This window comes from Streptomyces lincolnensis (assembly GCF_001685355.1).
GTDB classification, from domain to species: domain Bacteria; phylum Actinomycetota; class Actinomycetes; order Streptomycetales; family Streptomycetaceae; genus Streptomyces; species Streptomyces lincolnensis.
In genome coordinates this window covers 869,842-895,294 of record NZ_CP016438.1, presented here as the reverse complement: position 1 = coordinate 895,294, position 25,453 = coordinate 869,842, and the positions used below count along the sequence as shown (strand labels likewise).

Below are 25,453 nucleotides of genomic sequence, written 5' to 3'. Positions count from 1 at the left end.
AAGGTGACTCGGTCCGGAATCGCCGACATCCTGCCCCTGTCGCCGTTGCAGGAAGGCCTGCTCTTCCACGCCCTCTACGACGACGAGCACGCCCCCGACGTCTACGCCGCCCAGCAGATCCTGGAGCTGACCGGCGAGGTCGACCCCGCCGCCGTCCGCGCCGCCGGACAGGCCCTCCTCGACCGGCATCCCAACCTGCGCGCCTGCTTCCGCCGCCGTGAGGCCGGACAGCCCGTGCAGATCGTCCCGACGGACGTCGAACTGCCGTGGGCCGAGGCCGACCTGTCGGACCTGGGCGAGGACGAGCGGGACAAGGAGTGGGAGCGGATCCTCGACGAGGAGCGCACCCGCCGCTTCGACCTCACCAGGCCGCCCCTCCTCAGGTACCTGCTGGTGCGCTGGGCGCCCGACCGCTGCCGGCTCGTCGTCACCAACCACCACATCCTGCTCGACGGCTGGTCGAAGGAGCTCCTGGTACGGGAGTTCAGCGCCCTGTACGCGGGTGAGCACCCCACCGCCCTGCCCCCGGCACCCGCCTACCGCGACTACCTGGCCTGGCTGTCCCGGCAGGACCGCGGCACCGCCGAGTCGGCCTGGCGGGACGCCCTGTCCGGCGCGGACGAGCCGACCCTGCTCACGGCCACCGGCACCGCCGCCGCGACCGTGCTGCCCGAGGAACTCGTCGTCGAACTCCCCGAGACGCTGACCGCCACGGCGGAGCGGACCGCCCGCTCCCTGGGCGTCACGCTCAACACCCTTGTCCAGGGCGCCTGGGGCGTGCTGCTCGGCCGTCTCACCGGCCGTACCGACGTCGTCTTCGGCCAGACCGTCACCGTCCGCCCGCCCGAGCTGGCGAACATCGCCTCGATGGTCGGGTTCTGCATCAACACCGTGCCCACCCGGGTGCGTTGGGACGAGGACGCCACCGTCGCCGACCTGTTCACCGCCCTCCAGCAGCGCCAGGCCGCGCTGCTCCCGCACCAGCACCTCGGCCTCGCCGACATACGCCGTGCGGCGGGCGGCGGCACGGGCTCCGGCGGCGAACTCTTCGACACGCTGCTCGCCTTCGAGAACCACCCCGGCGCCACCGCTCCCGAAGCCCCCTCGGTCGGCCGGCTCACCGGCCGCGACGCCACGCACTATCCGCTCACCCTCGCCGTCCTGCCCGCCCGCCGGCTGGCACTGCGGCTGTCCTACCGGCCCGGCCTGTACGACGAGACCGGCGCCCGCGTCCTCCTGGACCGCTTCGCCGCCGTCCTGGACGCCCTGGTCACCGACCCGCACCGCCGCGCCCGCGAGGTGGAGGCCCTGCTGCCGGGAGAGCGGGAGCGACTGCTCGACGAGGAAGCCCGGACCGCCGCACCGGACGAGGCAGCCGGGCCCGCCGCCCGGGACCAGGCAACCGAGCTCGCCGTGCCGGCCGACCTCGACCGGGCCACGCTGACCGGCCTCTTCGCCCGCCAGGCCGCCCGAACCCCCCACGCCACCGCCGTGGTCCACGACGGCATCCGCCTCACCTACGCGGAACTCGACGCCCGCGCGGACCGGCTCGCCCGGGTGCTCGCGGCGCGCGGCGCGGGCCCCGAACGGCTGGTGGCCCTGGCGCTGCCCCGCTCCCCGGAGCTGGTGGTGGCCGTGCTGGCGGTGCTCAGGACGGGCGCCGCATACGTGCCGATGGACCCCGAGTACCCGGCCGACCGGCTCGCCTTCATGCTGGCCGACTCCGCGCCGGTGCTGCTGGTGACGACCGGGGAGACGGCCGCCGTCCTGCCCGACTCCCCGACCCCCGTCCTGGCCCTGGACGAGCCCCTCCCCGAAGCGCCGCCCGTATCGGCGCAGGTGACGGACGACCAGCTGGCCTACGTCATCTACACCTCCGGTTCCACGGGCCGCCCCAAGGGCGTCGCCGTCCCGCACCGGAACGTGGTCCGGCTGTTCGAGTCCACCCGGCACTGGTTCGACTTCGGCCCGCAGGACGTGTGGACGCTGTTCCACTCCTACGCCTTCGACTTCTCCGTCTGGGAACTGTGGGGCGCCCTCCTGCACGGCGGCGCCCTCGTGATCGTGCCGTTCGCGGTCAGCCGCGAGCCCGAGGAGTTCCTGCGGCTGCTGGCACGCGAACGCGTCACGGTCCTCAACCAGACCCCGTCGGCATTCGGCGAGCTGGTGCGCGCGGACGCCGAACACCCCGAGCTCTCCAGCGAACTGACGCTCCGTTACGTCGTCTTCGGCGGCGAGGCCCTCGACCCCGCCCCGGTCGCCGAGTGGTACACCCGCCACCCGCAGGACGCCCCCGTCCTGGTGAACATGTACGGCATCACCGAGACGACCGTCCACGTCACCGGACTGCCGCTGACCACCGGCGCCGAGAACGGCATCGGACGGCCCATCCCCGACCTGCGCGCCCATGTCCTGGACGCGGGCCTGCGGCTGGTCCCCCCGGGCGTCACCGGCGAGCTCTACGTCTCCGGCGCCGGCCTGGCCCGCGGCTACCTGGGGCGGCCGGGCCTGACGGCGGGCCGGTTCGTCGCGGCCCCCTTCGGCCCGCCCGGCGCCCGCATGTACCGCACGGGCGACCTGGCACGGTGGTCGGCCGACGGCGCACTGGAGTACCTGGGCCGCGCCGACCACCAGGTCAAGATCCGCGGCTTCCGCATCGAACTGGGCGAGGTGGAGGCGGCGCTCACCGCCCACCCCCAGGTGGGCCAGGCGGTCGTCCTCGTCCGCGACGGCCGGCTGATCGGGTACGTCGTCCCCGCCGAGCCCGCGCACACGCCCGACCCGGCGGCCGTACGCGCCGGGGCGGCCCGGAAGGTGCCCGACCACATGGTCCCCTCGGCCGTCGTCGTCCTGGACCGGCTGCCGCTGACCGCCAACGGCAAGCTGGACCGCGCCGCCCTGCCCGCCCCCACCACCGCCGGCGGCCCCGGGGCCGGGCGTGCTCCGCGCACCCCGCAGGAGGAGATCCTGTGCGGTCTGTTCGCCGACGTCCTCGGCCTCGACGCGCACCGGGTGGGCGTCGACGACGGGTTCCTCGCACTCGGCGGCGACTCCCTGCTCGCCATGCGGCTCGTCGACCGGATCCGGGCCGCGCTCGGCACCGCGCTGCCCGTACGGGCGGTCTTCGAGGCCCCCACTCCGGCCGGGCTCGCGGCCCGAACGAGCGGCGCGGCCGACGAGCGGCGCCCCGAACTCGCCCGGCGGGACCGGCTTCCCGACCCGCTCCCGCTGTCGTACGCCCAACAGCGGCTGTGGTTCATGAGCCGCCTCGACGGCGGCCACACCACCTACACCGTGCCGTGGGCGCTGCGCCTGACCGGACCGCTGGACCGGGACGTGCTGGAGGCGGCACTCGGTGACCTCGTCGACCGCCACGAACCGCTGCGCACCCTCTGCCCGGACGTCCGGGGCACCCCCTGCCAGCGAGTGCTGGACCCGGCACAGGCCCGGCCGCCCCTGACGGTCGTACCGGCGACCGAGGCCGCGCTGCCCGCCCTCCTCACCGCCGCCGCGGGCCACCGCTTCGACCTCGCCACCGACCTGCCACTGCGCGCCACCCTGTACGCCCTCGACACCGACACCCACGTCCTGCTGCTGCTCGCCCACCACATCGCCGTCGACGGCGGCTCCATGGCACCCCTGATGCGCGACCTGGAGACCGCGTACGCGGCCCGGTCGGCCGGGAACGCACCCCAGTGGCCGGAACTGCCCGTCCGATACGGCGACTTCGCGTGCTGGCAGCGCGACCTGCTCGGAGCCGAGGACGCCCCCGACAGCCTGATGACACGTCAGATCGACTTCTGGAAGGAGACGTTGAGCGGAGCACCCGAGGAACTGCCGCTCCCGGCCGACCGGCCCAGGCCCGCCGAGCCCTCCGGCCGGGGCGACCGCGCCCCCCTCACCCTGGACGCCGGCCTGCACACCGCGCTCACCGAGCTCGCCTCGACCCAGCGCGTCACCCTCTTCATGGTGCTCCAGGCGGGCCTCGCCGCCCTGCTGACCCGGCTCGGCTCCGGCACCGACATCCCCGTCGGCGCCCCGGTCGCCGGACGCGCCGACGACCGGCTCGACGACCTCGTGGGCTTCTTCGTCAACAGCCTCACGCTGCGCACCGACACCTCCGGCAACCCCACCTTCCGGGAACTGCTGGGCCGGGTCCGGGAGGCCGACCTGGCCGCCTACGCCCACCAGGACGTGCCCTTCGACCTCCTGGTGGACGCGCTCAGCCCCGAACGCACCCTCGCCCGCCACCCCCTGTTCCAGGTGATGCTGGCCTTCACCGGCCACTCGGTCGAACCCCGCCCCTCCCTGGCCGGCCTCCGTGCCGACCGCGAGCCCGTCGAGACCGGCGCCGCCCGCTTCGACCTCTCCCTCTACCTCACCGAACACCGCGCCGAGGACGGCACCCCGGCCGGCATCGACGGTGTCGCCGAGTACAGCACCGACCTGTTCGACCCCGAGACCGCCCAGCGGCTCACCCGGCGGCTCGTCCGGCTGCTGGGCGCCGCCGTCGCCGAACCCGACCGGCGCATCGGCGACCTCGACCTCCTCGACTCCGCCGAACACCGGGCGCTCGCCGACTGGAGCACCGCCCCGGGCGAGATCCCCGCGGCCTCCCTGGCCGAGCTGTTCCGGGCCCAGGCACGCCGGACCCCGGAGGCCCCGGCCCTGAACGACATGACGTACGCCGAACTCGACGCCCGTGCCGAGCGGTTGGCGCGGATCCTGGCCGGCCGTGGAGTCGCTCCCGGTGATGTGGTGGCGGTCCTGATGCCGCGCTCCGCCGACCGGATCGTCGCGGTCCTCGCGGTGGCCCTCGCCGGCGCCGCCTTCCTGCCGGTGGATCCGGGCCTGCCCCGCGAGCGCGTGGACCTCGTCCTGGGCGATGCCCGACCGGCGTACGTCCTCAAGGACATCGCGACGGACGGTGTGCCCGGCGACCTGCCGACCGCGTACCACCCGCACCACGCCGCCTACGTCATCCACACCTCGGGCTCCACCGGCGTACCCAAGGGCGTCGTCGTCGAGAACCGGGGGCTCGCCGCGCTGGCCCGGACGCAGATCGAGCGGTTCGGCCTCGGCCCGGACTCCCGGGTGCTCCAGTTCTCGGCGCCCGGCTTCGACGCGTCGGTGATGGAGCTGCTGATGGCCTTCGCCTCGGGCGGGGCGCTGATCGTGCCGCCCGCGGACGGGCCGCTCGTCGGCGAGATCCTCGAACGGGCCCTGACGGACGGTGAGATCACCCACGCCCTCATCCCGCCGGCCGCGCTCGCCACACTGCCCGACGGCGACTTCCCGAGGCTGCGGACGCTGATCGTGGGAGCGGAGGCCTGCCCCGGCGAACTGGTGGCCCGGTGGGCGCCCGGACGCCGGATGGCCAACGCCTACGGTCCGACCGAGTCCACGGTGTGCGCCACCATCAGCGCGCCCCTCGCCGGAGACCAGGCCCCGCCCGTCGGTCGGCCGGTCACCGACACCCGCACCCACGTCCTCGACACCTGGCTGCGGCCGGTCCCGCCCGGCGTGGTGGGTGAGCTGTACCTGGCCGGCGCGGGTGTGGCGCGCGGCTACCTGGGACGGCCGGGACTGACGGCGGAACGCTTCGTGGCCGACCCGTTCGGCGGCGCGGGCGAGCGCATGTACCGGACGGGCGACCTGGTGCGCTGGACCGCCGACGGCGAACTCGCCTACGTGGGCCGGGCGGACGACCAGGTGAAGATCCGCGGCTTCCGCATCGAACCCGGCGAGATCGAGGCCGTCCTCGCCCGGCACCCGCACATCGCCCGGGCGGCCGTGGTGGTGCGCGAGGACGAGCCGGGCGAGCGGCGCCTCGTCGGCTACGTCGTGCCCGGGACCGGTGCGGCGCCCGACCCGGCGGAGCTGCGGCGGCACGCGGAGGAGGCCCTGCCCGACTACATGGTGCCCGCCGCACTCGTCGTCCTCGACACCCTGCCGCTCACCCCGCACGGCAAACTCGACCGCAAGGCCCTGCCCGCCCCGACGGCGCCCGCGGCTGCGGGCGGCCGGGAACCGGCGACCCCGGCGGAACGGGTCCTCGCCGAGTTGTTCGGCGACCTGCTCAAGCTGGCCGACGTCCCCCTGGACCAGGGCTTCTTCGCCCTCGGCGGGGACAGCATCTCCTCGATCCGGCTGGTCAGCCGGGCCGCCGAGGCCGGGGTGGTGATCAGCCCCCGGGACGTGTTCGAACAGCAGACGGTGGCGGGCCTCGCGGCCGTGGCCCGGGGGCCGGTGGCCGCCGAGCCGGTGAGCGCCGCGACCGCGGACGACGAGGAGGAGGGGACCGTACCGCTCGTGCCGGTGATGCGCTGGCTGCTGGAGCGCGGCGGCCCCATCGACCGGCTCAGCCAGTCCGTGCTGCTCACCGTCCCGGCGGACGCCGACCCGGCACGCCTGACCGACGCCCTCCAGGCCCTGATCGACCACCACGCACTGCTCCGGTCCCGGCTCACGCCCGCCCGCGAGCTGGACGTCCGTCCCGTCGGCGCGGTGCGCGCGGCCGACCTGCTCGACCGGTACGACGCCACCGGCGACGACCTGCACGCCCCCGTCGCCGAGGAGTTCGACCGGGTTCTCGGCCTGCTCGACCCGGCGGCCGGTGCCATGGTGCGGGCCGTGTGGTTCGACGCCGGGCCCGGCCGCGCCGGACGACTGCTGCTCGTCGTCCACCACCTGGCCGTCGACGGCGTGTCCTGGCGCATCCTGGTGCCCGACCTGGAGGCGGCCTGGACGGCGCTCGCCCAGGGCCGCCCCGCCCAACTCCCACCGGTCGGCACCTCGTTCCGCCGCTGGTCCCGCCTGCTGGGGGAGGAGGCGCGCCGGCCCGCGCGCGTCGCCGAGGGCGACCTGTGGCGCCGTATGCTCGCCGCCCCGCGCACGTCCCTGGGCGCCCGGGCGCTCGACCCCGGCCGGGACACCGCCGCCACCACCCGCTCGCTCCGCCTCACGCTGCCGCCCGAGGTGACCGGGCCGCTGCTCACCACCGTCCCGTCCGCCTTCGGCACCGGCACGCACGGCGTTCTGCTCACCGGCCTGGCTCTGGCCCTGGCCGACCGGCAGGGCTCCGGGCACGTCCTCGTCGACGTCGAGGGACACGGCCGCGAGGAACTGGCCACGGGACTCGATCTGTCCCGCACCGTCGGCTGGTTCACCTCGCTCTACCCCGTCCACCTCGACCTCGACGGTCTCGACCTCGCGGACGCGCTGGCCGCCGGACCCGCCGCCGAGGACGCGGCCCGCCGCGTGGACGAGCGGCTCCGCCAACTCCCCGACCACGGCCTCGGGTTCGGCCTCCTGCGGTACCTCAACCCCGACACCGCAGCTGGCCTGGCCGAGCACCCGGCACCCGCGGTCGGCTTCAACTACCTGGGCCGGTTCACCGCCCCCGCCGACACCGGTGCGTGGGGCTTCGCCCCGGAGTCCGCGGCCCTCGGTGCCGGCACCGACCCCGGCCTGGCCGCCGCCCACGCACTCGACCTGAACGCCGTCGTCCACGACTCCGACACCGGCCCCCGCCTGGTCGCCGACTGGTCCTGGCCGGACGGGGTGCTCACCGAGACGGAGGTACGGGACCTGGGGGAGGCCTGGTTCACGGCGCTCACCGCACTCGCCACCCGGGCCGGCCGGCCCGCAGACGGCCGGGCGGAGACCCTTGGCCTCTCCCCGGACGAACTCTCCCCGGACGAACTCGACGAACTCGCCGCGGGCCTCGATGTCTGACCGCGACCGGAAGAGCCCGAAGGAGCCGGTGAGACACCTCATGACGACCCCGCCCGCGCAGCACACGCAACCGACGCGGTCCATACAGTCCGCCCAGCCTGCCCAGTCCGGCCAGTCCGCGCAGGTGGAGATCCTGCCCCTGACCCCGCTCCAGGAGGGGCTCCTCTTCCACGCCCTGTACGAACAGGAGCGCGACGCCCCGGACGTCTACCTCGTCCAACTCGTCTTCGAACTCGGCGGCACCGTCGACGCCGCCCGGCTGCGCGCCGCCGCCCAGGCCCTGCTGGACCGCCACCCCACCCTCCGGGCCGCCTTCCGGCGCCGCCGCGGCGGACAGCCGGTCCAGGTCGTCCCGCGCCGGGCCGTCCTGCCGTGGACCGAGACGGACCTGAGCGCCCCGACCGATGCCGATGTCGATGTCGAGGAGGCGTGGACCCGGCTGCTCGACGCGGACCGGGACCGCGGCTTCGACCCGGCCACGCCGCCGCTGCTGCGGTGCACCCTGGCCCGCACCGGCGAGGACCGGCACCGGCTGCTGATCACCCACCACCACATCCTGCTCGACGGCTGGTCCGTCTCCGTCCTGCTGCGCGAACTCCTCGCCCTCTACGACTCCGGCGGCGACCCGGCCTCCCTGCCGCCCGCGCCGCCCTACCGCACCTTCCTGGAGTGGCTCGGCCGCCGGGACCGCACCGTCGCCGAGTCCGCCTGGCGGGAGGCACTGGCCGGAGTGACGGACCCCACCCGCCTCGCCCCGCACGCCTCCGACGGCCTCGGCTCGGGCGAACTCGCCCAGGCCCGGACCGAGTTGCCCACCGAGACCGGCACCGCCCTGACCGTCCTGGCGCGGAACCTCGGCGTCACTGTCAACACCCTCGTCCAGGCCGCCTGGGCCATCCTGCTCAGCCGCACCACGGGGCGCGACGACATTGTCTTCGGCGCCACCGTCTCCGGGCGTCCGGCCGACCTGCCCGGCGTCGAGTCCATGGTGGGCCTGTTCATCAACACCCTCCCCACCCGTGTCCGGCTGCGCCCCGACGAGCCCCTGAGCGGCCTGCTGCGCCGCGTCCAGGAGAGTTACGTCCGACTCCTGGACCACCACCATCTCGGGCTCGCCGACATCCAGCGGGCGGCCGGAGTCCCCGAACTCTTCGACACGCTCGTCGTGTTCGAGAACTACCCGGTCGACGAGCGGGCCACCGACCCCGGCGACGGCCTGCGGGTCATCGGCACGGGCGGGCGCGACGCCACCCACTATCCGGTGACCCTCGTGGCGCTCCCCGGCCCCCGCCCGCGCTTCCGACTGGCCTACCGGCCCGACCTCTTCGACGCCGCGTGGGCCGACGACACCCTGGCCCGACTGGTACGGCTCCTGGAGCGCATGGCGGCCGACCCGGACCTGCCCCTCGGCCGGCTCGGACTCGCGGCACGTGACGCGGCCGCGGCCCCCGCCGCGCCCCCGGCCGCCCGTACTGTCACCGAACTGTGGGCCGCCCAGGTGGCGGCAACCCCGGACGCCGAGGCCCTGTTGGACCACGGTCGCTCGCTGACGTACCGCCAACTGGACGTGCGGGCCGAGCAGTTGGCGGGCCGACTCGCCGCGCTGGGCGCCGGTCCCGAGCGGATCGTGGGCATCGCGCTGCCGCGTACCGCGGACCTGGTCGCCGCCGTCCTGGCCGTCCTGAAGTCCGGGGCCGCCTATCTGCCCCTCGACCCCGCCTATCCGCCGGACCGCCTCGCCCACATCGTCGGCGACGCCCGGCCGGTCGTGGTCCTCGCCACGGCCGAGACGGCGGGAGCGCTGCCCGAGGGGACCGGACTGCTGCTTCTCGACGACCTGACGGGTGATCACGAGGGGGCGGTGCAGGGGGACTTGGCGGTCGTGGACCTGGTGCCGGACAACCTCGCCTGCATCACCTACACGTCCGGCTCCACCGGCCGACCCAAAGGCGTCGCGGCCACCCACCGGAGCGTGGCCGAGTTCGTCGCGTGGACCCATACCGAACTCGGGCCCGAGCGGCTGGCGAAGGTGCTGTTCTCGACCTCGCTCAACTTCGACGTCTCCGTCTTCGAGATCTTCTCACCGCTGCTGTGCGGCGGCCGCATCGAGATCGTCGAGAACCTGCTCGCCCTCACCGCGCAGGACCGCGACCGCTGGGACGCGAGCCTCATCAGCGGAGTACCGTCCGTCATGGCGACGGTCGTCGCGGACCGCCCGGCCGTCGCTCCCCGGGTGGTCGCCCTGGGCGGCGAGCCTATCCCCGTACACCTGCTCACCGACCTCGAAGACGCCTTCCCCGGGGCACGGATCATCAACTTCTACGGGCCCACCGAGGCGACGATCTACGCCACCGCCTGGCAGTCCGACCTCGACCCGTACCGCGAGGACGGCCCGCCGCCCCTCGGCCGCCCCCTCGCCCGCAACCGCCTCCACCTCCTCGACCAGGCCCTCCACCCCGTGCCCGACGGAGTCCCCGGGGAGGTCTACCTCTCCGGCGGCGGACCCGCCCGCGGCTACCTCGGACGGCCCGCGCTCACCGGGCAGTGCTTCGTCGCCGACCCGTTCGGCGCGCCGGGGGAGCGGATGTACCGCACCGGCGACCTCGCGGTGCGCGGCCCCGACGGACACCTGCGCTTCCTCGGCCGCGCCGACCACCAGGTGAAGATCCGCGGCTTCCGCGTCGAACTCGGCGAGATCGAGGCCGTGTTGGCGGACCACCCCGCCGTGGCGAAGGCGGCCGCCGCCGTGCGCGAGGACACGCGGGGCGAGCCTCAGCTGGTCGCCTACGCCGTGCCCACCGGCGGACGCACGACAGATGCCGATGCCGACGCTGGTGCTCTCCGCGCCCACCTCGCCCGGACCCTGCCCGCTCACATGGTCCCCGCCACGATCGTCGTCCTCGACGCCCTGCCGCTGACCGCCAGCGGCAAGCTGGACCGCAAGGCCCTGCCCGCACCCGGAGCGCCCGCGGCCACGGCACGCGTCGCCCCACGCACCGGGACGGAACACAAGCTGCGGGATCTCTTCGCCGACGTCCTCGGCCTCGATCCCCTGCGCATCGGCGTCGACGACAGTTTCTTCGACCTCGGCGGACACTCCCTGCTGGTTCCCCGGCTGACCACGCGGGTCCGCACCGACCTCGACACCGCGCTGCCGGTGCGGGCGCTGTTCGAGACACCGACCGTGGCGGGGCTCGCGCGGCGCGTGACCGGCACCGGCGCGATCGCCGTCGCGGACCCGGCCTCGGTCTCGGCGTCGGCGTCGGCGTCGGGAAGGATCGCCGCGCCCTCCCAGGCGACGGCGCTGGACGTCCTCCTCCCCCTGCGCGCCCGAGGCGAGCGCGAACCCCTGTTCTGCCTCCCTCCGGCCTCCGGACTGGCCTGGGGCTTCGCCGGACTCACCCGGCACCTCGACACCGAACGCCCCCTGTACGGACTCCAGTCCCGCGGGCTGGTCCCCGGAGCCGCCCGGTCGGGCAGCCTGGCCGAGGCGGTGGCCCGGCACACGGCACAGATCCGCGAGATCCAGCCGCACGGCCCCTACCACCTGCTCGGATACTCCATGGGCGGCATCGTCGCCCACGGTGTGGCCGCCACCCTGCGGGCGGCGGGGGAGCGGGTGGCGCTGCTGGCGATGCTCGACTCCTTCCCCGGCTCCTGGACCAGCCAGGGCCCCCGCCCCTCCGACCGGGACGCCGTGCTGCGCAGCCTCCTCAGCATCCTGGGACGCCCGGCACCACCCCCGGACGAGACGCTGACCGACGCCCGGTTCGCGGAACTGGTGCGCCACGTCCCCGACCTGCCCGGCAGCCTCGACGACGCCGAACTCGCCGCCCTGGTCGAGGTGACGGCCAACAACCGGCGCCTCCTGGAGGAGTTCGCCCCCACGTCGTACGACGGTGACCTGCTGTTCTTCACCGCCGCACAAGATCCGGACGCACACCCCGGACGCCACGGCACCTGGCTGCCGTACGTCCGGGGCGGCGTCGACAACCACGACATCCCGTGTGCCCACGGCGAGATGACCCGGCCCGAGGCGCTGGACCGGATCGGGCCCGTGCTCGACCGCCGGTTGCGCGCCCTCACGCCCCGAACCGACAGGAGCGACTCCCGATGACCACCAACCCCTTCGACGACGACACCCTTGAGCACTACGTCCTCGTCAACGACGAGGGCCAGCACTCCCTGTGGCCGGCCTTCTCCGAGGTCCCGGCCGGCTGGACCGTCGTCCACGGCCGCGCGAGCCGCCAGTCGTGCGTGGAGTACGTCGAGGAGCACTGGACCGACATGCGACCGAAGAGCCTGATCCGGGCCATGGGTGAATGACGAGACGGTGGAGGAGAACCTCATGACCACACGGCGGACCATCGCACCGGACGAGCTCGACACGCTGAACCTGGCCGATCCCCGGCTGCACGCCGAGAGCGACCTGTCCGCCGTGTGGCGCCACCTCAGGGAGCACGAGCCGGTCCACTGGAACCCGGCCACCGACTCCGCCCCCGGCTTCTGGGCGGTGACCCGGCACGCCGACGTCACCGCCGTCTACCGGGACAGCACCCGCTTCACCTCCGAGGGCGGCAACGTCCTGGAGACCCTGCTCGCCGGCGGCGACTCGGCGGCCGGCCGCATGCTCGCCATCACCGACGGCCCCCGGCACGCCGCGCTGCGCCGCATCCTGCTGTCCGCGTTCTCGCCGCGCGCCCTGGAACCGATCGTCGCCAGTGTGCGGCGCACGGTGGAGAGGCTGCTGCGGGACGCCATCGACAAGGGCTCCTGCGACTTCGCCGCCGATGTCGCGGCGGGCATCCCGCTCGGCGCCATCTGCGACCTGCTCGGCGTGCCCGACGCAGACCGCGCCCATGTGCTCAGCCTGACCTCCTCGGCGCTCGGCTCGCACGACGCGGACAGCACGGCCGCCGACGCGTGGATCGCCAAGAGCGAGATCCTGCTCTACTTCGCGGGCCTGGCCCGGGACCGGCGCGAGGGCGGCCATGCCGACGTCATCGCGCTCCTGGCGGGCAGCGAGGTCGAGGGGCTGCCGCTGGACGACGACGAGATCATGCTCAACTGCTACAGCCTCATCCTCGGCGGCGACGAGACCGCCCGGCTGTCCATGGTCGGCGCCGCCCTCGCCCTCCTGGAGCACCCCGATCAGTGGCAGGCGCTCAGGAACGGCGACGCCGGAATCGACACCGCCGTGGAGGAGATCCTGCGCTGGACGACCCCCGCCCTGCACTCCGGCCGCACCGCCACCACGGACACCGAGGTCGGCGGCCGGGCCATCAGGACAGGAGACATCGTCACCGTGTGGAACGCCTCCGCCAACCAGGACGAGCGGATCTTCGAGGCCCCCGAACGACTGCTCCTGAACCGCACGCCCAACAAGCACGTCACCTTCGCCTACGGCCCCCACTTCTGCCTCGGCGCCTATCTGGCCCGCGCCGAGATCGGAGCCGTGCTCGCCGGACTGCGCGACCAGGTGGCGGCCATGGAACAGACCGGCCCGGCCGGCCCCGTCTACTCCAACTTCCTCAGCGGCCTCGGCTCGCTTCCCCTGATGCTGAAGGGCGCGTAGGCAGCACCCATCGACCACGTTCCCTGGGTACTCGGACCTCCTGACCGTCACCGACACCGGCGACAGGAGGCCGTATCCATGCGCACCGCGTTCCCGCCCCACGCGCTGCACGACTACGCGCTACTGGCCGACGGGGAACGCGGCGCGCTGATCGGGCCGGACGGGGCCATCTCCTGGCTGTGCGCCCCGTCCTGGCACGACGAGGCGGTGCTCGCCGCCCTCGTCGGCGGCCGGGGTGTCTACGCCGTCACCCCGGAGGGCCGCCACGTCTTCGGCGGGTACTACGAAGAGGGCACGCTGATCTGGCGCAGCCGGTGGGTCACCGACGACGGCATCGTGGAGTGCCGCGAGGCCCTGGCCTTCCCCGGCGACCCGGACCGCCTGGTGCTGCTGCGGCAGGTGCGGGCCGTCGAGGGCCCAGCCCGCGTCGGTGTCGTCCTGGACCCGCACGGCGCCTACGGCACGGAGGCGATCGCGTCCGTGCGGCGGGACGACGACGAGGTGTGGGAACTGCGCACCGGCACCCACCGCCTGCGCTGGCAGGGCGCCGCCCACGCCGTGCCCGGCGAACAGGGGCTGAGCGCCGAGATCACGCTCAAGCCCGGGGAACGGCACGACCTGGTCCTGGAGTGCGCCGCCGCCCCGCTGCCGCACGACCTGCCGAGGGCCGACGAGGCCTGGGCGGCCACCGAGACCGCCTGGCACGGGGCCGTACCCGCCCTCGACCACACCGTGGCCGTCACCGACGCGCGCCGCGCGTACGCCGTGCTGCGCGGCCTGACCACCCGGGGCGGCGGCATGGTCGCGGCCGCCACCACCAGCCTGCCCGAACGTGCCGAAGAAGGCCGCAACTACGACTACCGGTACGTGTGGATCCGCGACCAGAGCCTTGCTGGCCAGGCCGCCGCCGCAGCGGGCGCCGATGACCTCCTCGACGCCGCCGTCGGCTTCGTCGCCGCCCGGCTGAACACCGACGGGCCGCGGCTGGCCCCCGCCTACACCGTGCACGGCAGCCCCGTCCCCGATCAACGCGACCTCGAACTGCCTGGCTATCCGGGCGGGTTCGACCGCGTCGGCAACCAGGTGCGCGCGCAGTTCCAGCTGGACTGCTTCGGCGAGGCCCTGCTGCTGTTCGCCGCCGCCGAGCGGCGCGGCCGTCTCGACGCCGACCACGCCAGGGCCGCCACCGTCGCCGTCCAGGCGATCGCCGAGCGCCGGCGCGAACCGGACGCCGGCATCTGGGAGTTGGGGAACCGGCTGTGGACCCACAGCCGGCTGATCTGCGTCGCCGGACTGCGGGCCATGGCCGACGCGGCCCCCGGCCACCCGCTGGCCGAGACCTGCGTACGCCTGGCCGACACCGTCCTCGACGCCACCGCCCGGACCTGCGTGCACCCCGACGGGCACTGGCAACGCGCCCCCGACGACCCGTCGGTGGACGCCGCCCTGTTGCTGCCCGCCGTACGAGGCGCTCTGCCCGCCGCCGACGTGCGCACGCGCGCCACCCTCGACGCCTGCCGCCGGGACCTGGCCCAGGACCACCTCATCTACCGCTTCCGGCACGACGACCGCCCGCTGGAGGAGGCCGAGGGCGCCTTCCTGCTGTGCGGGTTCGCGACGGCGCTCGCCGAGCACCAACAGGGCCGTACCGTCGAGGCGTACCGCTGGTTCGAACGCAACCGCGGCGCCTGCGGGGCGTCGGGCCTGTACGCCGAGGAGTTCGACATCGCCCAGCGCCGGCTGCGCGGCAACCTCCCGCAGGCCTTCGTCCACGCCCTGATCCTGGAGACGTCCGCCCGCCTCGGTGAGTGACCGTGCGGCACGGCTGAGGGGCGCCCGGAAGGCGCCCCTCGGTGGACCGGGCTCCGCAGTCCCCAAGCGCGATCTAGGTGCGATCGCCCTTCGGCTTGCCGCGCTGGTCGGGAGTACCGTGCGGCGGCGGGCTGAAGGGCTGCGGGGAGGTCGCGGGGGAGACCGGGGAGCCGGTGCGGCCACCGCCCTGCTCGGGACGGAAAGCACCGGGGTCGCCGGACGTGGGCTCGGCACCCGCCTCCAGCTGCTCCAGGCGTGCCGTCAGCAGTTCGGTCACGGGCAGCCGGTCGGCGTGGGTCCGCTCGTAGGCGAGCAGTTCCTCCACCTCTTCGGCGGCCAGCGACCGCACGCGGCTCTCCAGGCCGCCGATCGGCAGATGGTCGTAGTCGGGCAGCGGCAGGGTGCTGCGACCGGGGGCGGTCATGAATCTCACGTCCCTCTCTGCGATGGTCCGCACGAACGCGTTGCGGCAGCCGGGCGGGTATCGGGGCAGGGGCAGCCGGGCGGCGCCGGAGGCTCTGCGGGTGTGCGGAGTCCGGCGTCCGGAGTCAGCGACTGACTCTGCGCCTTTAGCGCCTCAGCGGCTCTGCGACTCAGCGGCCGCCCGGACCGCCGCTCCCGAACGACCCGCTGTTGCCCTCGTCCCAGCGCGGCCGGTCCTTCGAGGCGCTGGTCCGGGTTCCGGTGTTGCCGTGGCCCGGGATCTCGTGCGGGGTCAGTCGGTGACGGCCCTTGGGCACCTCGTGGGGCTCCCGTTGTTCCCGGACCTCACGGACCGGGCCGTCCTCCGGCAGGCGCGGCTGCTCGTCGGGGGTCGGCGGGGGCAGCTCACGGCGCTTGATCCGGACACCCAGCCAGAAGGCGCCGATCAGCACCGCCACGACCACCACACCCGCCACGATCAGGCCGATGCCGAGAGCGCCCCGGCCTGCGGCGATGTCCATCCATGAGCTATTCATGGCACGCGAGTACCCCCACCCCCGGCCGGTGAACCGACCCCCCCACCGGGGCCCGGCACCGCGTCCTCGGGCGGAACGGCGGGTTTGACCCGTGGGACCGGGGCTACCCGCGCGGTGTGACACAGACGACATCCCAGCAGGAGCTCTTCCAGTTCCTGGAGGACAGGTTCGCGTGTGCCCAGGCATGTACCGAGTGCGCACGGGCGTGTGCGCTGCGCGCGAGCCTCGTGGATCCGGACGGGACCGAGGAGCAGGAACTCGTACGACGCAAGGGCATCATGTGCGCGGAGGTCTGCGACGCGACCTGTCGTGTGCTCTCCGAGCAGAACGGCCTCGACGAGCACGGCATCAGGGTGCAGCTGGAGTGGTGCCGGTCGGTCTGCCTGGAGTGCGCGCACGTCTTCGACCGCCATCCGGGCGCCGAGGACAGCGCGAAGGCGTGCCGGGAGTGCGCGCAGGCGTGCTCGGACTTCATCGCGACGCTGGTCTGACGCCCCGCAGGGCGTGCCCGCACACCCATTCCCAATTACTGGAACACGTTCTACCGTGTGCGCCGTCAGGACCGGCCCTGGGGAGCCTGGAGGCGCCGTGCATCTCGCCCATACGCCCGAGCAGTTGCGGCTGCGTACCGAACTGCGCGTCTACTTCGCCGACCTGGTGCCGGACAACGCCCACGCCCGGTTCACCGACCGGGCGGCCCAGAAGCGGTTCTACCGCGACACCATCCGCCGCCTGGGCACGGACGGCTGGCTCGGCGTGGGCTGGCCGAAGGAGTACGGCGGCCGCGGCCTGACGGCGATGGAGCAGTTCATCTTCTTCGACGAGGCCGCCCAGGCCGGTGTGCCGCTGCCTCTGATGGCGCTCAACACCGTCGGCCCGACGATCATGCGGTACGGCACGGACGAGCAGAAGACGTACTTCCTGCCGAGGATCCTCTCCGGCGAGATCGACTTCGCCATCGGCTACAGCGAGCCCGACGCCGGCACCGACCTGGCCTCCCTCAAGACCCGCGCGGTACGGGACGGCGACGAGTACGTCGTCAACGGCCAGAAGATCTGGACCACCAACGGCGACACCGCCGACTGGGTCTGGCTCGCCGTCCGCACCGACCCCGACGCGCCCCCGCACAAGGGCATCACCATGCTCCTGATGCCGACCACCGACCCCGGCTACTCCTGCACCGTCATCAACACCCTCGCCTCGCACGACACCACGGCCAGCTACTACGAGAACGTCCGCGTCCCCGTCGCCCACCGGGTCGGCGAGGAGAACCACGGCTGGCGGCTGATCACCAACCAGCTCAACCACGAACGCGTCACCCTCGCCGCCCACGGCACCATGGCCATCCGCGCCCTGCACGACGTGCAGCGCTGGGCCATGGAGACCAAGCTCGCCGACGGCCGCCGCGTCGTCGACCTGCCCTGGGTACGCCGCCTCCTCGCCCGCACCCACACCAGGCTGGACGCGCTGAAACTCCTCAACTGGCGGATGGTCAACGCCGTCCAGGACGGCACCCTCACCCCGCAGGACGCCTCAGCGGTCAAGGTCTACGGCTCCGAGGCCCGCCGCGACGCCTACGCCTGGCTGATGGAGATCGTCGCCACCGCGGGCGCACTCAAGGAGGGCTCGGCGGGCGCCGTCCTCCACGGCGAACTGGAACGCGGCTACCGCTCCGCGGTCATCTTCACCTTCGGCGGCGGCAACAACGAGATCCAGCGGGAGATCATCTCGTGGATCGGGCTGGGGATGCCTCGGGTGCGGCGCTGACGTCGTGTGACGAGGATTTTAGGTGGCATAAAAGCAGGGATGGTTGGCGACCACCAGGTCGAGTTGCTGGATGCAACACATTCGGGCGGATGCAGGGAGCTGGTGCGCTTCTGGAGATCATCCCGCGTCGGGCGGATGAGAAGTGGACGCGCCCGGACCGGACCGGCTCGGTCACCAAGGCGCGTGCCTGGCTGGGGGCGGCGCCGCCACCTTGCGGGCGGACCGGGCAGGCCCTCGGCATCAGATCGCCCATCCGCATCGGTGACCACGAGATCAGCCCCAGGATCCTGTCACACACCGTGCTGCGTACAACCACCCGTTTCTGCCAGTCCGCCGACAGGACCCTGGCACCCCACCACGTGCAGGCCCTGCGCAGGCTCGGCACACTGGAGGAGCACGCCCAACTCCGGGGGGTCGACGTGCCGCTGGCCATCGCGGACGCTGGATACGGTGACGCCGCGTCCTTCCGGCACGGGCTGCAGGTGCGCGGCCTGAATTACGTGGTGGGGATCTCCACCACTCTGTTGGCACAGCCCGCAGACGCGGTCCCGGGGTGCGAGCCGTACTCGGGCAACGGACGCCCGCCGGTGCCGAAGTACCCCGACCCTGCCCGGTCGGTGAAAGAGCTGGTCATCGCGGCGGGCCGGAAGACCGCACGGCCGGTGCAGTGGCGGGAGGGCTCCCGGCCGGGCACCGGCCGCTCCGGGGCCAAGCGGATGTACTCCCGCTTCGTGGCCTTGCGGATCCGGCTCGCCGGACGCGAGATCCGACAGGCCACCGACGGCCCGGAGCTGCCCGTGTGCCGGCTGCTGGCCGAATGGCCCGCAAGCACGAGCGAGCCGGTCCAGTTCTGGCTGTACGACCTGCCCGCCGACACCACGCTGACCGCCCTGGTCCGGCCGGCCAAACTCCGCCGGCGCATCGAGCACGATTACCGGGAGATGAAACAGGCCCTGGGCCTGGGCCACTTCGAGGGCCGCACCTGGGGCGGCTGGCACCACCACGTCACCCTCGTCTCCGTCGCCCACACCTTCTGCACCCTGCAACGACTGGCCCGGGGCCCCAAAAGACACGGCGTCGGCCTGAGCCTCTACCAAGTCGTCCGCGACCTGGACCGGCGCCTGACCCACCTGTAACCGCGACATACCCAGCCCAACACCGACCTGACCAAGCCCTACCAGGGTGCCGAAGCTCAGGTCGCTCACTCCTCCATGATGCCCTTGGGCGTTTCCTGCACCACGGTCACCATCCTGGTGAGTGCAGCGCGCATGTAGCGGATCCAGAGCTGCTTGAACGGCCCCGCGACGATCCAGCGGCGGCCTGGCAGCGGCCGGAAGTCGTAGGTCCACCGGATCGACGTGCCGGTGCCATCGGGCAGGAACGACCACTCGCCGCGCACCCCGGAGGTCAGCTTGGCCAGCACGTTGGTGAAGCCACTCAGCTCGTAGGCGAACCCGTGCCCCTCCGCGATCTCGGTAAGCCGCTCGTCGGCCTTGGAGCCGTCGGTGAACCAGGTCTGGCGCGATGTCCCCGGCCGGTTCCAGGTGCCGGTCTGGTCGCGGACTTCCGCGACGCCGGGGAGCGGTCCCCACGGCTTGAACACCTGGGCGAGGTCGATCGGCACGATGACCTGGTAGGTGTGGGCGGGGCTGGACGTCGTACGGGCGAAGACGGTGATCGGGACACTCGTTTTGGTCATGCCACGAGCATCGCGGCCAGCGCCTGCCCGAGGCAGACACCTGTGCTGCTCAACCGTGCTCAGCGCTGCCCACAGGTCACTCCCTCGGCAACTGGTGTGGCGGGGCCGGTGTGGGTGGCGTGGCCGGTTGTCGCAGCAGTTGTTCGGTGAGGCGTTCCTTGGCCAGGGCGAGGTGGCGCCGGTAGGTGCCGTAGGGCACCCCGAGCCGTCGGGCGGCGGCCCTGTGGGTACGGGGGGCCGTGATGTACGTGGCGGTGAGGGCCTCGTGGGCTTTGACGCCCGCCGGGTCGGTCTGTATCGCGTCGAGGGCGGTGGTGATGGCGCCGCGCAGGTCCGCGGCCGGGTCGGGTGAGCCCGGTGTCACGAGATGGGAGTGCAGCAGGGCGCTGGTCGCGAATGCGCGTGGGGTGTGCCAGGTGCGCAGCGCCTCGAGTACGCCTTCCTCGAACGCGGCGCGCGGCAGCTGGTCGCCCGGGCCGCTCGAGGGGGCGGTTGCAGGCCATGTCGCCAGGGGCGTGGCCGCCGTGCGAGCCCGGTGTTGCACCCACTGTTCCATTGTCTGCCGTCGCCAGTCCCGGCCGAAGACGTGCTGTCGCAGGCCGCCGACGTCCACGGCCGCGACTTCCGGCATTCCGGCCTCGGCGAGGTAGCGTCCCCACCGGTCGGCGTCTTCGAAGACGGTGAAGGTCACCGCGCGTTGCTGGGTCCTCATCTCCTCGGCGATGGTGCGCCGGCTGATGAGTTCCATCAGGGGTGAGGGCTGCTGATGCCCGCCGGGTTGCACCGCGAAGCGGCGGATGCCCAGGTGCTCGCCCGGTCCCAGGGGAGCGGCCGTCTCCACGAGGTCCCAGACCGCTGCGATGACCGGGTCTTCGGCGCGGTCCTCGGGCAGCGGTGCGTCCAGTCGCAGGATGGCCATGAACGAAACAGGTGTGGTGGAGCCGGTGTAGCGGTGGACGCGGAAGGCGTCCGGCCGGCGGCGCAGCCAGTGCGCGACCGCGGCTGCCGATGCCGGGCCCTCGGCCTCCTCGGCCATGCGCAGCACGGCGGGCACGTCTTCGGGCCGGAGCGGAGTGTCCTCGATGTGGGGGTGCTTCCGGTGGTCGTACAGGTTGTCCGGGCGGTCGTGGTCGCGGAAGAGGAACATCCATTCCGCGACTCGTAAGAGCGCGTCGTCGGCGGTGGCGGAGCGTACGGCCTGCAGGCCGGCGAGGGAGATGCGGGCGCGGATGTCGTCGCAGCGCTCGGGGTCCCGCCAGCGCAGGTCGGCCTCGAGGGTCGCCCGCACCGCGTCGTGCGGGTGCAGCCCTTCGGGTGTGACCTCGATGTAGGGCAGCTGGCGCAGCCAGGGGAACACCGTATTGGTGTCCTCGTCACCCAGTACCGCGCGCAGCAGGGGCTCGCGGGTGACATAGGCCTGTGCGACGACTTCGAGGGCGCGTCGATGGAGGGCGCCGGGCAGGTCGCCGACCAGCCGCTCGACCAGGGTCGTCAGAATGTCGCCGGTGGGGTACCACGGCGCGCCGGGTGCGGCCGGGGGCACGGAGGCGGCCAGTGAGAGGGCGAGCGGGCTGCCTCCGGCGAAGGCGACGAAGGCGCCGCGCTGCTCGGCGGGGACCCCCCGGGCGGCGAGCAGGGCGTCGGACTCGGCGGGATCGAGCGGCCGTATGGGCAGTGCGGTGAACAGTTGCGCCCACCCGGGGTCCAGCGACCATTCGGCGTCGGGGGCGGTCCTGCCGGCCACCACCACGATCGCCTGGTCGGCGAGCCGAGGCAGGAAGGTCTCGCGCAGCCACGTCTCGAGGGGCTGGCACTGTTCGAAGGTGTCGATGAGCAGCACCGTGCCGGGTTCGGAGCATGCCGGGGCGGCGGCCTCCTCGAGTCGGCGCGGATCGGTTTCGAGGAATCGTCCGTCCACATGCACCACGCGGCGGCCGGCGAGTTCCGCCTGCCGGGCGGCGTAGCGCACGAGCGAGGACTTGCCGATGCCGCCGGGGCCGTGCAGGTACGCCACAAACGGCGCTTGCGCCGCGCCCGACAGCATCAGGTCGAGCACCGCCCGCTCCTGCTCCCTGCCCACCAGCGCTCCGGCTCGAGCCTCCGCCAGCCGGTCCGTCAGGCCCCTCGCACCCAATCCGGGCTCCTCGCGGCCCCGGAGCCGGGAGCCCAGCCCTACTCGGCGAGACGGCACGACGACCCATGGCGGAGGACGCGACGGGGACCCCGCTTCCTGTCCGTCCCTTCTGCCGGCCCTCCTGCCGTCCGGGCCACCCAAAGGGCGGTCCTGACCGCCTCCTCCGGCTCGTCCGGTTCGGTCTCCTCGCCCGGAGCTTCCGCTCGTTCGTCCATGTCCGTCTCTCCTTCGGTCTGTTCTTCTCCGGGCGTGAAGCCGCGGTTCAGGGAGCGGGGTGCCTGCCGGCCAGTGACGTGACGACCAGTCCGGGGGCCGCTCCCGCGGACCGGCGGCCACGGAGGCGACCGGCATGAACCGGCTCCCCGCACGTGAGTTGCAGGGAGCTGGCGAGCATTTCGCGGGTTGCACCCGGTGGGTCAGGTGAGAAGGTACGCCCTCAGGATCGTCGCCGAGTAGGTGTTGCCCTCGGTGTCGGTCAGGGTCGTCTTGAAGGAGACGGAGCGGGCCTTGGCCGGATGGGTGATGGCAAGGGTCTTCTTACCGTGGTCAGTGGTCACGCCGACGGCGGACCAGGTTGCTCCGGCGTCGTAGGAGATCTTCACCACCAGGGACTTCAGGTGCTTGGCGGCCGGGCCCGCGATGGAGAGCGGGACCGTGGTGCGGCGGCCGGAGGCGGCCGTGCCGGTGGGGGTGAGGGTGGGATGGAAGCGGACGGTGGAGAGAGGGAGGGGGGTGGAGGCGCTCGGTTGCTGTGGCGTGTGCTTCGAGGTGAAGGTCCAGGCCGCGGTGAGGCGGCTGGTGGTTGCGGCCACCGTGGTCGGGCGGGTCAGGTCCGTGCGGATCGTGTACCGGGTCGAGCCGGCCGGAAGGTCGTCGACCGTCTGGCAGAGGTCTCCGTCGTTGTCGAGGAGAGTGCTGCCGCCCGCCGTGACCGTCGTGTGCCGTGCGGCCACGGAGGACGCCGGGTGGCCGGCGCCGTCGGCCAGGTCGGGGACGCACAGGTCGAGCGTGTCACCGCTGCGCCACGCGCCGTACGCGCCGCCGACGAGCGGGCTGAAGACGCCCACGTTGTACGTCGACTCGTACGTCCGTCCCGCCCGGTAGGACACCGGGCTCTCCTTGCCGTAGAACACGTCGGTGTCGTCCTCGGAGGCGTTCTGCTGGCCGAGGCCGACCGTCCAGCGAAAGCCCTCCGGCGTGGTGACGTACGTCTTCACCGTCGCCGGAAGCGGGAACGGGTCGCTCACCGTGCCCAGCGACAGGGAGGGTCCGTGCCACATGGCGTTGACGATGCCCTTGCGGTGGGCGACGGAGGAGCCGAAGTGCCGCTTCAACAGGGCGAGTTCGCTCATCCGCGCGGTGTGCCGATAGCCGGTGGGGAAGCGGTCGGGCAGGTTGTAGAGGAGATTGTAGGTGGTGCTGCCCTTCTGCCACAGGCCGCTGAGCTGCGTGCTGAGCTTCCCGGGCGCGGCGGCCGGCCCCAGGGTCGCGGTGCGCAGATTCGTGAACGGGCCCCAGAACAGAGTCGTGTTGTGCGCCTCGCTTCCGGCGCCCACACCGAAGTTGAGGAAGCCGTCCAGCATCTTCCCGCCGCCCGGCGAGGTGATGTCGACCGGTCTGGCCTTGCGGGCGTCGAAGGTGACCGTCGTTTTCCTGGTGATCGAGAGCTTCGGCCGGACGAGGGCCGTGGTGCCCTCGGCTCCGGTTCCGCCTTCGGCTGCGGACATCACCGTGTCGACGACAAAGTCACCACGTGGGACGCGCACCTTGTAGACGCCCTTGGCGATCTGCTGCGAGTCGTCCAGGGTCGGGGTCCAGTAGTCGCCCGAGTGGCCGAAGATCTCGGTCAGCGGCGAGCTGACGGGTTTTCCGCCGCGGTCCAGGAACTTCAGGGTCAGATCGTGTGCCTCGGCCTCGCGTACGACGCCGAAAGCTGTCCGTACGGTCGTGTCGGCGCTCTGTCCGGTGGCGATGACCGCGCCCGCGTACGCGCCGTCCGCCGCCTCGGTGCGGGTGTCCGCGGTGAGGTCGACGCTCGCGGTGCCGCCTGCGGGGACGGTGAGTCGTGGGGCGCTGAGGCTGAACATGCCCTCGGGCGCGGTCTGCCCGGACGGGCCGGTCGCGGTGGTGGCGAGGTCCAGGGTGACCGGACCGTCGCCGTCGTTGCGGTAGGTGACGCGCCGGGTGAGCGGCTGGTCGTCGGAGTGGGGCCACCGCTGCTCGCCGAAGGACACCGAGGTCTCCTCGCTCACCACGGTCTGGGTGAGCGCCGGCGCCACGGAGATCCGCCCGGTTCCCTGCTGGTAGCCGGTCAGGCCGGCCGTCGGGACGGCGGAGGCGGTCAGTGCCTGCTTGATCCGCTGTCCCGTCCAGTCGGGGTGCCGCTGTGCCAGGATCGCGGCGGCCCCCGCGACATGCGGCGTCGCCATCGACGTACCGGACATGGAGACGTAGCCGTCAGCAGCCGGGTCGCCCAGTTCGCCGTGTGCCGCCTTCGCCGAGACGATGTCCACGCCCGGCGCGGTGAGGTCAGGCTTCAGCGCGCTGTCGGCGGTCGGGCCGGTGCTGGAGAAGCCGGCGATACGGTCCTTGCCGTCGACCGCGCCCACCGCGAGCGCCGACTTGGCCGTGCCCGGGGAGCTGAGAGTCCCGGGCCTGGGACCGTCGTTGCCCGCCGCGGCGACGGTGAGCATGCCGGTGCTCCTGGAGAGGGCGTTCACAGCCGTCTCGACCGGGTCGTCGCCCGGGGTGTCGGTCTGGCCGAGGCTGAGGTTGGCCACCTTCGCGCCCCGCGCGGCGGCCCACTCCAGGCCGGCGATGACGCTGGAATCGCTGCCCTCGCCGCTGTCGTCGAGCACCTTGGCGTTGAGGATCTCGGCGCCGGGCGCGACCCCCCTGTACAGACCGCCGGATCTGGCCCCCGAACCGGCCACGGTCGCCGCGACATGCGTGCCGTGGCCCCTGCGGTCGTCCGTGCTGCCGGTGCCGCTGAAGTCCTTCGATTCCGTGACCAGCGAGGCGAGGTCCGGGTGTGTGGTGTCGATGCCTGTGTCCAGGACGGCGACCTTGACGCCCTTGCCGTCGTACCCGGCGGCCCAGGCGCCGGGCGCGCCGATCTGTGTGACGTTGCCGCTGGTCTCCCCCTGCACCGCCCGTGCCGTGAACCGGCCGTCCAGCCAGACCCGGGCGACTCCCGAGGCGGTGGTAAGGGTCTTCCAGGCGTCGTCGGCCTCGGACTTGGGCACGGTGAGCGCGGCGCCGCCCACGCTGGGCAGGTTCCGGCGTACGGTGACGTCCGCGTCCGCCACCAGCGACTTCTGCGTGTCTCTGCGCCGGGCGCCCGTCCCGTCGTACGTCACGATCAGCGGGAGCGTGCCGCGCCGGGCGTCGTCGTATCCGGCGCGTATCAGGGCGCTGACGTCGAACAGCCGCTTGTCCAGGGTGCCTTGGCCGATGCGGGCGGCGGCGTCGGCCGGCACGACGTACTGCTCGCCGCCGAGGCGCCGTACGGACACCGGGACGTCCTCGCGTCCCGGCGCCTGCTGCACGCCGGTCACCCGGTCCCGGGAGTCCAGTCGGACCCGGTCTCCGGTGACCAGGGTGACGAACCTGGCCGGTGGTCCGGCACCCGCGCCTGCGGCGGTGGCCGCTCCGACGGCCCGCATACCCCACCCCGTGCCGGCGGCAGGCGCGGAGCCCGCGTCCGTGGTCCGCGACCCGAGCCCCGTGCCGGTGTCCGTCACTGAGACGCCCGTCATCACTCCCGCGAC

Annotated in this window: 12 protein-coding genes and 3 pseudogenes; 10 read left to right on the top strand and 5 right to left on the bottom strand. The window is 73.3% G+C overall.

The genetic code is table 11. The features are described 5' to 3' along the window. Nucleotides 1-3: 3 nt before the first annotated feature. The 7 genes and pseudogenes from SLINC_RS04015 to SLINC_RS03995 form a co-directional block, all read left to right on the top strand. A pseudogene (locus SLINC_RS04015) lies at nucleotides 4-5,961 on the top strand (amino acid adenylation domain-containing protein); the annotation flags it as partial. Nucleotides 5,962-6,063: 102 nt separating this feature from the next. Beyond that, a pseudogene (locus SLINC_RS50370) lies at nucleotides 6,064-6,222 on the top strand (phosphopantetheine-binding protein); the annotation flags it as partial. Nucleotides 6,223-6,321: 99 nt separating this feature from the next. After that, on the top strand, nucleotides 6,322-7,737 hold the full coding sequence (locus tag SLINC_RS50365; RefSeq protein WP_375141521.1) for a condensation domain-containing protein: 1,416 nt from the start codon (nucleotides 6,322-6,324) through the stop codon (nucleotides 7,735-7,737). Between the two features lie 40 nt (nucleotides 7,738-7,777). Then, on the top strand, nucleotides 7,778-11,854 hold the full coding sequence (locus SLINC_RS04010) for a non-ribosomal peptide synthetase (RefSeq protein ID WP_079164394.1): 4,077 nt from the start codon (nucleotides 7,778-7,780) through the stop codon (nucleotides 11,852-11,854). Next, nucleotides 11,851-12,063, top strand: coding sequence for an MbtH family protein (locus SLINC_RS04005; protein WP_067426772.1), 213 nt, complete (start codon nucleotides 11,851-11,853; stop codon nucleotides 12,061-12,063). The genes SLINC_RS04010 and SLINC_RS04005 overlap by 4 nt, the downstream gene beginning before the upstream one ends. A 22-nt stretch (nucleotides 12,064-12,085) precedes the next feature. After that, entirely contained in the window at nucleotides 12,086-13,312 is a 1,227-nt protein-coding gene (locus SLINC_RS04000) for a cytochrome P450 (RefSeq protein WP_067444944.1), read from the top strand. A gap of 78 nt (nucleotides 13,313-13,390) precedes the next feature. Beyond that, nucleotides 13,391-15,124 carry a glycoside hydrolase family 15 protein gene (locus SLINC_RS03995; protein ID WP_067426768.1) on the top strand — a complete coding sequence of 578 codons (1,734 nt, stop codon included), beginning with the start codon at nucleotides 13,391-13,393 and terminating at the stop codon, nucleotides 15,122-15,124. A gap of 73 nt (nucleotides 15,125-15,197) precedes the next feature. Here the strand turns inward: SLINC_RS03995 and SLINC_RS03990 are convergent, their stop codons facing one another. Further along, nucleotides 15,198-15,548 carry a DUF8129 domain-containing protein gene (locus SLINC_RS03990; protein WP_067426764.1) on the bottom strand — a complete coding sequence of 117 codons (351 nt, stop codon included), beginning with the start codon at nucleotides 15,546-15,548 and terminating at the stop codon, nucleotides 15,198-15,200. A 169-nt stretch (nucleotides 15,549-15,717) separates the two neighbouring features. Then, a complete protein-coding gene (locus SLINC_RS03985) occupies nucleotides 15,718-16,083 on the bottom strand; it encodes a DUF6479 family protein (protein WP_067426757.1) in 366 nt (121 codons plus the stop codon). Between the two features lie 116 nt (nucleotides 16,084-16,199). Between SLINC_RS03985 and SLINC_RS03980 the strand changes: the two genes are divergently transcribed. The 3 genes and pseudogenes from SLINC_RS03980 to SLINC_RS03970 form a co-directional block, all read left to right on the top strand. Further along, nucleotides 16,200-16,574 (top strand): four-helix bundle copper-binding protein, encoded by a 375-nt coding sequence (locus SLINC_RS03980; protein WP_067426754.1) that lies wholly within the window; start codon nucleotides 16,200-16,202, stop codon nucleotides 16,572-16,574. Nucleotides 16,575-16,671: 97 nt separating this feature from the next. After that, nucleotides 16,672-17,850, top strand: a complete 1,179-nt coding sequence (locus SLINC_RS03975; protein ID WP_067426751.1) for an acyl-CoA dehydrogenase family protein — start codon at nucleotides 16,672-16,674, stop codon at nucleotides 17,848-17,850. 215 nt (nucleotides 17,851-18,065) lie between these two features. Continuing rightward, a pseudogene (locus tag SLINC_RS03970) lies at nucleotides 18,066-18,986 on the top strand (IS701 family transposase); the annotation flags it as partial. 65 nt (nucleotides 18,987-19,051) lie between these two features. On the opposite strand, the gene SLINC_RS03965 reads toward SLINC_RS03970, so the two are convergent. The 3 genes from SLINC_RS03965 to SLINC_RS03955 form a co-directional block, all read right to left on the bottom strand. Further along, on the bottom strand, nucleotides 19,052-19,549 hold the full coding sequence (locus SLINC_RS03965; protein WP_067426749.1) for an SRPBCC family protein: 498 nt from the start codon (nucleotides 19,547-19,549) through the stop codon (nucleotides 19,052-19,054). 76 nt (nucleotides 19,550-19,625) lie between these two features. Then, entirely contained in the window at nucleotides 19,626-21,683 is a 2,058-nt protein-coding gene (locus SLINC_RS03960) for a P-loop NTPase family protein (RefSeq protein WP_225988233.1), read from the bottom strand. A gap of 416 nt (nucleotides 21,684-22,099) precedes the next feature. Beyond that, a complete protein-coding gene (locus tag SLINC_RS03955; protein ID WP_079164393.1) occupies nucleotides 22,100-25,441 on the bottom strand; it encodes a S8 family peptidase in 3,342 nt (1,113 codons plus the stop codon). Nucleotides 25,442-25,453: the final 12 nt, after the last annotated feature.

Bases quoted from the DNA above. Each gene is read 5' to 3' on its own strand.
- SLINC_RS04005 (WP_067426772.1), top strand. From the start codon at position 11,851: ATGACCACCAACCCCTTCGACGACGACACCCTTGAGCACTACGTCCTC.
- SLINC_RS03990 (WP_067426764.1), bottom strand. From the start codon at position 15,548: ATGACCGCCCCCGGTCGCAGCACCCTGCCGCTGCCCGACTACGACCAT.
- SLINC_RS03985 (WP_067426757.1), bottom strand. From the start codon at position 16,083: ATGAATAGCTCATGGATGGACATCGCCGCAGGCCGGGGCGCTCTCGGC.
- SLINC_RS50365 (WP_375141521.1), top strand. From the start codon at position 6,322: ATGCGCTGGCTGCTGGAGCGCGGCGGCCCCATCGACCGGCTCAGCCAG.
- SLINC_RS03995 (WP_067426768.1), top strand. From the start codon at position 13,391: ATGCGCACCGCGTTCCCGCCCCACGCGCTGCACGACTACGCGCTACTG.
- SLINC_RS03955 (WP_079164393.1), bottom strand. From the start codon at position 25,441: ATGACGGGCGTCTCAGTGACGGACACCGGCACGGGGCTCGGGTCGCGG.
- SLINC_RS03965 (WP_067426749.1), bottom strand. From the start codon at position 19,549: ATGACCAAAACGAGTGTCCCGATCACCGTCTTCGCCCGTACGACGTCC.
- SLINC_RS04000 (WP_067444944.1), top strand. From the start codon at position 12,086: ATGACCACACGGCGGACCATCGCACCGGACGAGCTCGACACGCTGAAC.
- SLINC_RS04010 (WP_079164394.1), top strand. From the start codon at position 7,778: ATGACGACCCCGCCCGCGCAGCACACGCAACCGACGCGGTCCATACAG.